General features: G+C 35.4%; 11 protein-coding genes and 1 riboswitch. Of the genes, 2 read left to right on the plus strand and 9 right to left on the minus strand.

Annotation, left to right across the window (positions count from 1 at the left end):
• Positions 1–88 precede the first annotated feature (88 nt).
• From DF281_RS09420 to mce, 7 genes are all read right to left on the minus strand, one after another.
• Positions 89–1,636 (minus strand): InlB B-repeat-containing protein, encoded by a 1,548-nt coding sequence (locus tag DF281_RS09420; protein ID WP_166636114.1) that lies wholly within the window; start codon positions 1,634–1,636, stop codon positions 89–91.
• A gap of 127 nt (positions 1,637–1,763) precedes the next feature.
• A riboswitch (cobalamin riboswitch) is annotated at positions 1,764–1,941 on the minus strand.
• A 286-nt stretch (positions 1,942–2,227) separates the two neighbouring features.
• On the minus strand, positions 2,228–2,707 hold the full coding sequence (locus DF281_RS09425) for a chemotaxis protein CheW (RefSeq protein ID WP_109350008.1): 480 nt from the start codon (positions 2,705–2,707) through the stop codon (positions 2,228–2,230).
• A gap of 146 nt (positions 2,708–2,853) precedes the next feature.
• The gene (locus tag DF281_RS09430; RefSeq protein WP_109350009.1) at positions 2,854–3,975 is read right to left on the minus strand and encodes a M20/M25/M40 family metallo-hydrolase; all 1,122 of its coding nucleotides are present in this window, start codon (positions 3,973–3,975) and stop codon (positions 2,854–2,856) included.
• A gap of 61 nt (positions 3,976–4,036) precedes the next feature.
• Positions 4,037–5,182 carry a hypothetical protein gene (locus DF281_RS09435; protein ID WP_109350010.1) on the minus strand — a complete coding sequence of 382 codons (1,146 nt, stop codon included), beginning with the start codon at positions 5,180–5,182 and terminating at the stop codon, positions 4,037–4,039.
• A 7-nt stretch (positions 5,183–5,189) separates the two neighbouring features.
• Positions 5,190–6,413 (minus strand): D-serine ammonia-lyase, encoded by a 1,224-nt coding sequence (locus tag DF281_RS09440; protein WP_109350011.1) that lies wholly within the window; start codon positions 6,411–6,413, stop codon positions 5,190–5,192.
• A 108-nt stretch (positions 6,414–6,521) separates the two neighbouring features.
• Positions 6,522–8,069 (minus strand): acyl-CoA carboxylase subunit beta, encoded by a 1,548-nt coding sequence (locus DF281_RS09445; RefSeq protein WP_109350012.1) that lies wholly within the window; start codon positions 8,067–8,069, stop codon positions 6,522–6,524.
• A 21-nt stretch (positions 8,070–8,090) separates the two neighbouring features.
• Positions 8,091–8,489 (minus strand): methylmalonyl-CoA epimerase, encoded by a 399-nt coding sequence (gene mce / locus DF281_RS09450; protein ID WP_109350013.1) that lies wholly within the window; start codon positions 8,487–8,489, stop codon positions 8,091–8,093.
• 397 nt (positions 8,490–8,886) lie between these two features.
• On the opposite strand from mce, the gene prli42 reads away from it, so the two are divergent.
• A complete protein-coding gene (gene prli42, locus DF281_RS14745) occupies positions 8,887–8,982 on the plus strand; it encodes a stressosome-associated protein Prli42 (RefSeq protein WP_166636115.1) in 96 nt (31 codons plus the stop codon).
• A gap of 457 nt (positions 8,983–9,439) precedes the next feature.
• Here the strand turns inward: prli42 and DF281_RS09455 are convergent, their stop codons facing one another.
• A complete protein-coding gene (locus DF281_RS09455; protein WP_109350014.1) occupies positions 9,440–10,429 on the minus strand; it encodes an aromatic acid exporter family protein in 990 nt (329 codons plus the stop codon).
• A 124-nt stretch (positions 10,430–10,553) separates the two neighbouring features.
• Positions 10,554–10,991 carry a BrxA/BrxB family bacilliredoxin gene (locus tag DF281_RS09460; protein ID WP_109350015.1) on the minus strand — a complete coding sequence of 146 codons (438 nt, stop codon included), beginning with the start codon at positions 10,989–10,991 and terminating at the stop codon, positions 10,554–10,556.
• 225 nt (positions 10,992–11,216) lie between these two features.
• Here DF281_RS09460 and DF281_RS09465 point away from each other — a divergent pair, with 225 nt between their 5' ends.
• Complete coding sequence (locus DF281_RS09465; protein ID WP_109350016.1) at positions 11,217–11,627, plus strand: GyrI-like domain-containing protein; 411 nt, start codon at positions 11,217–11,219, stop codon at positions 11,625–11,627.
• The last annotated feature ends 111 nt before the right edge of the window (positions 11,628–11,738 follow it).

The raw sequence follows: 11,738 nt of genomic DNA on the forward strand, positions 1-11,738 counted from the left end.
AAGCTAAAAGAAAAAGGCGATAAGACCTTTATATCAGTTTTCGAGTTACCAACGGTAACCCTCAAACTGAACGGTATTCATCCCCCACTTATAGAAGATGGGGGAATTCTACCGAACAGATGTTAAATTCCCCACCGTTTAATTCATAATTAATCGCAAAATACTGGTTTTCAAACTGCGCATACAACGTAATATTCTGTTCAGGCATAACTAGTAATTCATTCGGTAAATAAGCTACGCCGCTCCCATCTTTCTTCGTATTCCACGTAATCACTTTAGCGTTTGAAGTTGGCGAACTTGCCGGAATATTTAGTGTCGCATATGGTGAATATGTTTCCTCCGATGTAGTTCCTTCAGTATCAAACAACACTTTGAATTTTTTTGCCTTCATGTTTTTATATTGACCATTGCTTTGATCTGTCATATCATAAAGTGGTTTTTCTTTATTAATGTATCGGTCATATGCAATTAATCCGTATAGAGATTGATCTGTTCCCATAGCATTGACACCGGTACCAGAACCACCACCTCCATCATAGCCAGAAGTAACATGTTTAAATCCTGATACTTCAGGAGAAGAACCCGAACGCTCCGCAAAGAATGTATATAATGCATCCATCATATTATCAGTATAAACACCGTCATTCACTCCACCTTTTTGATTGAAGTGAGCTTGATCATTAATTGTCGGTAGATTGATTACTTTTGCTTTTGGATCCATATTCATTGCAGTTAAGGCAACAATTACTTGTGTTGTACTTTCAGCATTAATATTCCCGAATGCTTTGTACGCTCCGCCATCAGCTTGGATTTCTGATAAAACTTTAATGGCTCTTTCAACTGCTTTTTTAAAATCTTCATAAGATGTATTAATATCTTTTTTCGGATATTTTGACGCATCCACATAGTATGGTGCTAATGATTGTAGTGCCATACCTGTAATATCTGGATCAGGAACTTTACCGAATAAAGCCCATCCACCTTTTTTATTCGTTTTATCCGTTATTTCTAATTTCATAATATAATCGATCATCTTACCAACCGTATTTATGTCACCTTCCACAAACTTAGAAGGTGTTTCAGGAAATTCGTACCCACCCGTATTCAACGCGATGATTTCCCAAATCGGTCCATTAATCCCTTGTCGATAAGAGAACTTATGTGATTGTGCAAGACGATCCACAAAGTCATAGCCGGCGATATCTGTAATCGGAAAACCTAATGAAGTCATCGATAATGTAAGACGTGACCACTCAGTTGACTTATTTCGATCTAAATTTCCATCTATGTCCTTTACATATGTATCAATTCGACTTTTATAATCTGTAAAATAATTTTCTGGAATGTAATTAATATAATCTGCCCCTGTGTACATCCCTCTTAGTAAATCCATTACTGACCATTCTCCAAATGTCGACCCCATCTCAGGTTTCTTTACAGTTTCTAAAATATACCTTGACGCTGCGTTTATATAGAAACGCTGATTTGGTTTTTCATCATTCCAAAAGCGCAGATTTATATCTTTATACTCTGCATTTGGATCGAATGCTTTTGCTTCAGCTTCAAATTGAGCAAATGGTAAAATAATTGAAAGCGCTACCATAAGCGATAAGAACCATACTCCTAATTTTTTCATTTTCATTTCTCCCCTTCTCCCATTTTCCCCCTTGGAAAATAAAAAATACCAATCCTAAATAGATTGGTATGAACAATTCATTATTTTCATAATAAAAAGAACACATAACCTCAATCCAAGAAGGCATGATCATCGACTAATATAGGCAAGTTTCCTGGCTATAGATTTTTGCGATTATTCTACCTTCCCAGTTTCCCAGTGGTATTAAAAAATAATCAAATCATATTACAGTGGCTGGACCGCTTAGGATTTTCACCTAATTCCTTTTACGCCGCTCTCGCAGCACCTCTATTAACTATTCAATTGTCGTGTATTGATCTTATTAAAGTATAAAAAACAAATTAATGACAAACAATACATTTTGATTAGATTGATTACTAAGGACTAATTAACTTTTTTAACCATTTAACATGATTGCGGCATGAAAGAAAGAATTAACGCTTAAAGTAGGACATTAGAACATTTTAAAATTTTCAAATAATTCTTAATGTAATGACTATTATTAATGAATACGGTTACTATTTACCTAATTGTAAAATAAAAAACAAGGTTCTGATCACTCTTAGTGAGTAATAGACCTTGTGTGTTTTTTTATTTTTCTAATTCCTGCTGTTGTAATTCTTGCATATATTGTTTTATTTCTTTGATTCCTTCTAATGAATCGACGAGAATTTCAGGTGAGATGACCGTGATCATACGTTCATCTAAATTTGCCACTGCAGTAAAATATTTTGTCTTACTGTAGCTCATTAATCCGATATCTTGAAGATTACTCATCGGAATATCTAGGATTTCTTTCGCTTCCATCACTTTCAATGCAAAGCTAAATCCTTCAATTTGAATCATTAGCAACTTACATTCCATTCCAACAGCTTTTTGACTATATAAAATTTGTTCAAAATCAAGAATCGGCAGTAATTTCCCACGATTTCTAGTAATGCCTTCCACGAATATAGGTAAATGTGGAATACGATTTGTATCCTCTACTTTTTCAATTGAAATAATATAATCTACAGAAATAGCATATTCCTCTTTACCACAACGAAATACAATTACTTTTGTGTTAGACATTCAAAAATCCCCCTTGTAGTAAGTCTTTATACTTTATTCATCTTACTATAAATCATTACTTTTGTCCTTATTTATAAACATTTTTTTCATTATAATTAGAAAAAAGACCAACTCAATTTTGCATTGAATTGGCCTTTTTATTCTATTTATGCTTTTTTAGTTGCAGAAACTTTCACTACTTCAACTAGTAAATCAGCTAATTTCTCTAATTCTACAACTGGAATACATTCTTTCGTCGTATGAATATTTTCATAACCAACTGCTAAGTTTACTGTTGGAATGCCAAATCCTGCAATGACATTGGCATCACTACCGCCACCAGATTGCATGATTTTCGCTTCACGACCAATATTTACTGCAGCTTCTTTAGCTACTTGAACAACTAAATCTTCTTCAGCAAAATGGAATCCAGGATACATACGTTTCACATCAACTTCTGCTTCTCCGCCCATTTCTGCAGCCGCTTCTTCAAATACCGCTTTCATATGGTTTTCTTGGACAGCAAGCTTTTCTTCATTTAATGAACGACATTCAGCAAGAACATAAGCTTCATCACAAACGATATTCGTCGCTTTACCGCCTTCAAAACGACCAATATTTGCTGTTGTTTCAGCATCTAAACGTCCTAATTTCATTTTTGCAATTGCTTTTGCAGCGATTGTAATAGCTGAAATTCCTTTTTCAGGTTCTACACCAGCGTGAGCTGTTTTACCACGTAAAGTCGCTTCAATTTTCGTTTGGAATGGTGCAGCTGTAACGATGCCGCCAACTTTCCCATCTGAATCTACAGCAAAACCATATTTAGCCGTAACTAATGCTGGATCTAATTCTTTCGCACCAGCTAAACCTGATTCTTCTCCTGCTGTAATAATATACTCAATCGTACCATGTTCGATCTTTTCTTCTTTAATTCTTTTACCTAATTCTAAAAGTGCCGCAATACCTGCTTTATCATCTGCACCTAAAATTGTCGTACCATCTGAATAGATATAACCATCTTCTTTAATGATTGGTTTAATACCAACGCCTGGTACTACTGTATCCATATGAGTCGTGAAGTAAATTGTATCAGCATCCACATTACCTGGTAATGTAGCGATAATATTACCTGATGCATGGCCATTACGCGTATGTGCATCATCTACGAAAACATTGAATCCTAATGCTTTCAGCTTCTCTTGTAATACAGGTGAAATTTTTTCCTCATGGAAGGTTTCTGAATCAATTTGAACTAATTCTAAAAATTCTGTAACTACGCGACTTGTCATGTAAATGTCCCCTTTATTATATAAATATATTTCCATTTTAACACAATAGGCTTTTTATTACTTAATTGCCGGCTAATAATTGATGTTCATAGTACGCTCTTTTAATGAGTATTTCAAGCTCTTTTACAAATTCTAAATCTTGCGCCATCACTTTTTTTCTCTCGACTAGTTCATTTAAACAATTGCGAACCTTTGGACTGTCAAAAGCATCATCAATTCCTTTTTCAAAATAATAACTAGCGAAGAATAGTGAAAGCACGCGTTGATTTTGTAAATGTACTTCCTTAGACTGCGAATAAAGTCGTTCATTTTCATTTAGTAAATACTGTTCCAATACGCGTACCGTCTTTATACTTTCGATTTGAGTCGATAAATCATATTGCAAAGCTTGAAGAATTACCTCTTGCAGTCGCTGTATTCGGATGTATTGCAATACTCGAATAATTTCAACATGCTTAATAGGATAGTAAAACAGCGCTTTTACAGGCATTAAATCCGGTGTGGACATAAGTGTTTCATTTTGTTCTAATAAGCGGTAAATACGATCAAACTCACTAAAATCCCGATGTTCTAAATCATAAAAAAGATCCAGTACATCGCGATAGATTTCATTTCCTAAAATAACAAATTCCGATTCAATTGGCGTATAGTAATCCGAGTATTCGAACTGGGGAATCATGGTGATCAAACGCCTCATAAAACGATTCGCATGAACTTCAATTTGATCTTCATGGAAGTAGAATGCTTTAGGATTTTCAATTACGAGTTGTTCAATCTCTTGATAGGAATTTTCAACACCTGCCACGATTTGCTCACTTATATTTTGAGCGACTTTCGAAAAGACAAATTCTAATTGCGATCCTTCAAATGGAAACTCTGGATTATGCCAATTTTTATAATAAAACAGGACGACCGTTTGATAAAATTCAAAAGGTGTTCCAACATATGTACCTGTGAATGTCCGGAAATAATCAATCGCCTCTTCATTTTTCTTCAATAATGATACAGGAATCATCGATGGCAATTCATTGAAAAAGTGACACATTTCAACGACATCAATCGGTAAACTTTCTTTTTGAATATCGATATATTCGCGCTCTGTCGCCACCGCTTTCGTTAATTCATGGATCTCATCAATTTCTTCAACTTCTTGTATAACTTCTTCTGGTGATGATTCTTCAGTAATTTTTTTCTTTTTCCAAAACATACTTCAATCACCTCTTAAAATATTGTTCCCACTCATTTTGTGGGACTAATCCTCCACCTGTAAGCCATAGAATATTTGTATTACTCATCGTCTCACCGTGGTCGATTCCTATTAATGTTGCTGCTGCAGAAGGTTCAATCATAATTGCCTCATTCGAATGGAAACAATCCATAAATTGAATAAGTTGATCATCTGTTACAGTAAATATGCCATCTAAAAGTGACATCATCATTTCTCCAACAAATTTTGAGGGTGTGCCGACTGCTAATCCATCTGCAATTGTCAAATTCGTTAATCCAATTTCCTGAACCGAAATTTGATGATGTTTGCCCGTTACCATACCTAGGAGCATGCATGGTGATTGTACTGGCTCAATGAAATAACATTTAACCGCATCTCCAAAAATCGTTTTTAAGCCAAAAACAACGCCGCCAGGACCTCCACCTACTCCGCATGGTAAATAGACAGAAATCGGCTTCTGTTCACTGTACTGTACCCCGTATTGGCTTAATTGATCTTCTAAACGCCTCGCCGCTACAGCATAGCCCGCAAATAAATCCATAGAATTTTCATCATCTATAAAATGCGCATTTTTATTCTCGCTAGCTTCTTGTCTGCCTCTTTCAACCGCTTTACTATAATCGCCTGCATGTTCGACAACTGTCACACCATTTTCTCTCAACTGATCTTTTTTCCACTGCTTCGCGTCATTCGACATATGTACTGTCACACTAAATCCTAGAATAGCACTCATCATACCGATACTTAATCCTAGATTCCCAGTCGAACCAACGATTATTTCATAGTTTGAAAATAGTTCTTTGAATTGCTTATTTGCAAATTGAGCATAATCCTTAGTTGGATCAATCATCGTATTTTCCATCGCAACTTGTTCTGCGAATTTAAGCACTTCGTAAATTCCACCGCGCGCTTTTATTGAACCAGCAATCGGTAGACGATCATCTCGCTTCAAAAAGATTTGCTCATTCGTTCGTGCATATTGTTTTTCGAGGTTTTTTGCATGGAATAAATCTGATTCAATTAAACCATTCTTCGATTCAGTTTCAGGTCGGACTTTTAGAAAAAAAGATGCGAATCGCTGAAGTCTTTGAGCAGCTTCATCAATTTCATTAATTGAGATCGGTAAATCCTTTATTTCTGCCCAACTTTTCTTTGCATCATTTTGCCAAAAGACAGGTTCTGCTTTCTTCATTTTTCCCAAAATTCCCATTGTAAAAACCCCCTCATCTCACATTATTATACTATGAACTGCCTCTACAGCAAAATCTCATCTATATAAAAAAACCAAAGTTCAAAAAGCGAACTTTGGTTCCATTTATTAAAGTGGAATATTTCCGTGTTTTTTCTTCGGTCGATCCTCTTGCTTATTGCGTAGCATTTCTAATGATTGGATTAGTTTAAGACGCGTTTCTCTCGGATCAATAATATCATCCACTAAGCCATGAGATGCCGCAACATATGGATTTGCGAATTTCTCTTTATATTCTTCAATCTTTTGTGCGCGAGTTGCTTCAGGATCATCAGACTTAGCGATCTCACCTGCATGAATAATATTCGCCGCTCCAGCTGCTCCCATTACTGCGATTTCAGCGTTTGGCCAAGCGTAAACCATATCAGCACCAATTGATTTAGAATTTAGTGCCACATATGCGCCGCCGTATGCTTTACGTAAAATAACAGTGATTTTAGGAACTGTTGCTTCTGAATAAGCAAATAAGATTTTCGCACCATGACGAATAATTCCGCCATGTTCTTGTTTTACGCCTGGGAAGAAACCAGTTACGTCTTCAAATGTAATAACCGGAACATTGAATGAATCACAAGTACGGACGAAGCGAGCTAGTTTATCAGATGAATCGATATCAAGCCCACCAGCTAATACTTTTGGTTGGTTACAGACAAAACCAACTGATTCGCCTTTAATACGTGCAAATCCAACTACGATATTTTTAGCAAAGTCTTTTTGAACTTCCATAAAAGTACCTGGGTCAGCAACTTGCTCCACTACTTTACGCACATCATAAGATTTCGTTTGATCGATTGGCACGATGTCGATTAATTCAGAACGATACTCATCTTTTTCGTTAAATTCGACCATTGGTGCTTTTTCAGTATTATTTTGTGGTAAATAACTTAATAATTGTTTGATTTGATCGATTGCTTCTTCTTCGCTTGGTGCGCGGAAATGAGCATTACCAGCAATTGCATTATGCACTTTCGCTCCACCAAGACCTTCAGCAGAGATTTTCTCACCTGTTACTGTTTCAATAACTTTTGGTCCAGTAATGAACATTTGCGAAGTTTTCTCAACCATCAAAATGAAGTCTGTAATAGCTGGTGAATAAACCGCTCCACCTGCACAAGGCCCCATAATTACAGAAATTTGTGGAATTACGCCTGAATAAATTGAGTTACGGTAGAAAATCTCACCGTAGCCATCAAGTGAAAGTACACCTTCTTGAATTCGAGCGCCACCAGAATCATTAATACCAATGAATGGAGCGCCAGTTTTTGCTGCTAAATCCATTACATTGGCAATTTTCATAGCATGCATTTCGCCAAGTGCGCCACCAAATACGGTGAAATCTTGAGAGAATAAATAAACAGGACGACCATTTACTTTTCCGTATCCTGTTACGACACCATCGCCAGGGCCTTCTTTTGAAGCCATGCCGAAGTCTACTGTTCTATGTTTTACGAAAGGATTAACTTCTACGAAAGTACCTTCATCTAATAAAAGTTCAATACGTTCACGTGCAGTTAACTTTCCTTTTTCATGTTGTTTTTCAATTCTTGCGTCACCGCCACCAAGCTCGATTTCGCGCTTTTTATCAAATAATTCATTGATTTTATCGTACATATCCATAATAACGACTCCCCTTTTAAATTAAGATCGATCCACTAATTCATAAAGCACTCCGAAAGATGATTTCGGATGGACAAACGCAACTTTTGCTCCGCCTGCACCTGGTTTTGGCTGATCAGATAATAGACGCGCCCCTTCACTTGCCATGCGTTCCATTTCTGCTTCAATTCCAATAACATTTAGAGCAATATGGTGAATTCCTTCTCCACGCTTCTCAATATGTTTATAAATAGCGCTTTCTTCTGAAAGTGGTTCGAGCAGTTCAATATGTGTGTTTCCACCATCTAAAAAAGCAACACGTACTTGTTCAGATTGAACTTCCTCTACATTTAAAAGTTTCATACCTAGCACATTAGTATAATATGTAATTCGCGCGTCAAGATCCTTAACTGCGATTCCAATGTGATCAACATTCTCCACGAGTCCCCAACTCCTTTTTGTTGTATAACACAATTGTAACTGATTTTTTCAGAAAACTCTACAAGAATAACGTTTTTTTTCGTATGCAAGCGATTACTTTTCTGAACAATCTGCATTATCTAATTTTATACAAAAATCTGTGTTTTTCAATTAAATACGTTACTACGAGCAAATCCATGCTAAAAATCACTATAATGACGTTTTTTTATTTTACATATTTCTAAAATCATTGTATTTTTCGAAAATTTCATTTTAAAAATAATTTCTGTTGTTTAACTGTGTTATATATTACAGTTCACATTGATGATCAGGAAGTTTTCTATTTTAAGAATATCTTTGCTCGAAACTGTAAAATTTGTTAAAATGAAATTACTTTGTTACAAAGGAGCGAATTAGCGTGGGGAACAAAAAAACACAGAAAATAATCGTTATGATTATGGTTGCCGTAATGGTAATCTCTACACTTATGTTTGGCTTAGCTTTAATCGTATAAATATATTTAAATAATTTTGAAACTATTTCATTTTTAAATCGTAATACTATGTATACAATCCTAAAGGGGAAATGAAAAATTGATTAATTGAATGAAAGCTTTACTTATTTTATGTTACTCTGTCGTAATTGGAGATGCTTATATGCAAACATTTATGCATATTGATAAAACGCCTCCTCAATTACAGTTAGCACAGACTTCTTCTTTTGCCATCGACTATGCGCGGTAGCAAAGCTCAGTCGAAGAAAACATCTAAAAAGCTTACTGTTTTCAATTGGTTACAGCAAGTTGAGCGTTGGAAGATCCAATCAGTTTTCTTTTCTAAGAAACTATTCTCAACTTCTATTCCGAAATTATTGCTTAATTGAACAACTGAGCGAAACCTCTCTTAACGACAAGGTTTCACAGTAACGTAAAAAGTCGAACTACATTAATCTGTAGTTCGACTTTTTTATATTTATTTTTGAATAACCTTACCTTTTTTAATATCTAAACCTTCGAAACCTTGTTTTACAGCGAAATATTGATCAATTTCTTCTATGAATGTATACAGAGCTGACATCGCCAAAAATTCTTCATGCGTTTTTGGCAGCGGCATTTCTTCAAACTCATCTCGAACCTTTCTTAATTTCTTACGATTTTCCACAACTGTATTGCCTGAATGGACGTTTTCGGAAAGCTCGCCGATAAAGTCCGCCACAATTGTAGAATGTTCTACAGAAGCAGGTAAACTCGTAATTTTTGGTAACACACGCTCAATGATCTCCAATTGCTTCTGCCTAATATCGAAATAACGATAATAGAGATCTTCTTTACGTGCGAGATGGTTTTCAATATCCATATAAGCAAGTGATTTACCTTTTTCAACATGTTCATTTGCGATGATTAATTCCTTACCATCCCAAGATGTATCCCCTGTTCGAAGATATCTCTCTATTTCATGAAAAATGGTACTATAAGCATCTTCAATTGCTATTCGGTGTTTATTCAAACCTTTACTAATGTCTGGCATATAGAAATTCACAAGGAAACCTACACCAAATCCGACTAGCATTATAAGTAATTCATTCAATAATAAATCGAATGTGAAGTTTGCTGAATCGAAAATATGTAACAAAATGACGACGCTTGATACAAATCCTGGTGTTATTTTGAACATCACAAGAAATGGAATAAATATTAGCACGAGTAACCCTAATGATGCGACATTATATCCGCCGATTGAAAAGAATAGATACGATAGTAGCATGACAAGAAATGATGCGAAAACCCTCGTATAAATTGCGTGAATAGATTTACGTTTCGTTGTTTGAATGCAAAGTATGGTTAGTATCCCAGCAGAAGTATAGTACTCTAACTGTAGAAGTGATGCTAGCCCAATCGAAATCGCAATACCAATTGCTGTTTTTAAAGTACGGTATCCAATTGAAAACTTTTTAAGTTGCATACTCCGCCTCCTCTTACATATAGATTACCATAGTTTTTACTATGTAAACGCTCGGATTTCTAAGTTTACACGCTCTTAACAAAAAAAATCAGTAGCTTTAAATTGCAGCTACTGATCAAACACTTTAAACTTCTTCACAATATTCTTCAAATTGTGATTGAATATTTGTGATTACTGACATTGGCTCATGTCCTTCAATTTCATGACGAGGTACTTCTGCTACAGCTTGGCCATCTTTCATTAATACGAATGATGGAGATGACGGAATGTGATCTTCACCGAAGAACATTCTAGCCATTGCAGTTGCTTCTTTATCTTGACCAGCAAAAACAGTCACAAAATGATCTGGACGTTTAGGATAGTTGATTGAATGTACTGCTGCTGGGCGAGCGATTCCGCCTGCACAACCACATACAGAGTTCACCATGAATAAAGTAGTACCTTCACGTTTTACAGCTGCTTCAACTTCTTCAGCTGTTCTTAATTCTTCATAACCATTGCCCGAAAGTTCGCCACGAGCTTGGCTTAACATATCTTGATAAAATAAATCGTAATCGTTCATTTTAATAATCTCCCTTCAAATACATTATCTACTATACAATACTTTGAAATGAAATCAAAGCTTGTGAATCGCATATTTCACATAAAGTAATATTGCAAATGATATGGAGGGGAAACGAGAAAATAAATACTGAATAATTTATCAGAATTATTTTACGAATCAGCCATTATCCTATATACTTTAGTTGTAACATAATAATTCAATATGTAGGGAGGATTCCAGCAAATGCAAATTAGAACTCAAGAAGTAAAGGATTTTACCATCTCAGGATTGAAGATTCATGAATGTAAAACAGACGATATTTCAGAACAATGGGAAGAACTTGCAGAGGTGCTGGAAGATTACGACGTACAGCATGATGTATTATACGGCGTATTTGTGAATTTAACAGAGGATGGTATTGAATACTTAGCGGGCATTAAAGATGATTACATGCCTAAAGAAGTACCAACTGAAAGCACAAAAATTGCTGCAGGTCGTTATTTAATCGGTAAGATTGATTCTATTCAAGAAATTGACGAAGCATTCAGATCATTGAGTAGTAATCAAGATTATACACATCGCCCTGGCATTAGTTTTGAAAAGTACAAAGGTAAAGATTTATCAAATATTGAAGTATGGGTTCCAATTGAATAGTATTTATCGTGAGAAATCGTGTGAACGCACGGTTTCTCTTTTTGTTAACCTTTTCTTTTCCTTATATAGACTAGAGAGTTGTACTAATTGAAAGGAATGAATAAAAAAGCG

The sequence above is a fragment of the Kurthia zopfii genome (assembly GCF_003143955.1).
In the GTDB taxonomy this organism is placed as follows: Bacteria; Bacillota; Bacilli; order Bacillales_A; family Planococcaceae; genus Kurthia; species Kurthia zopfii.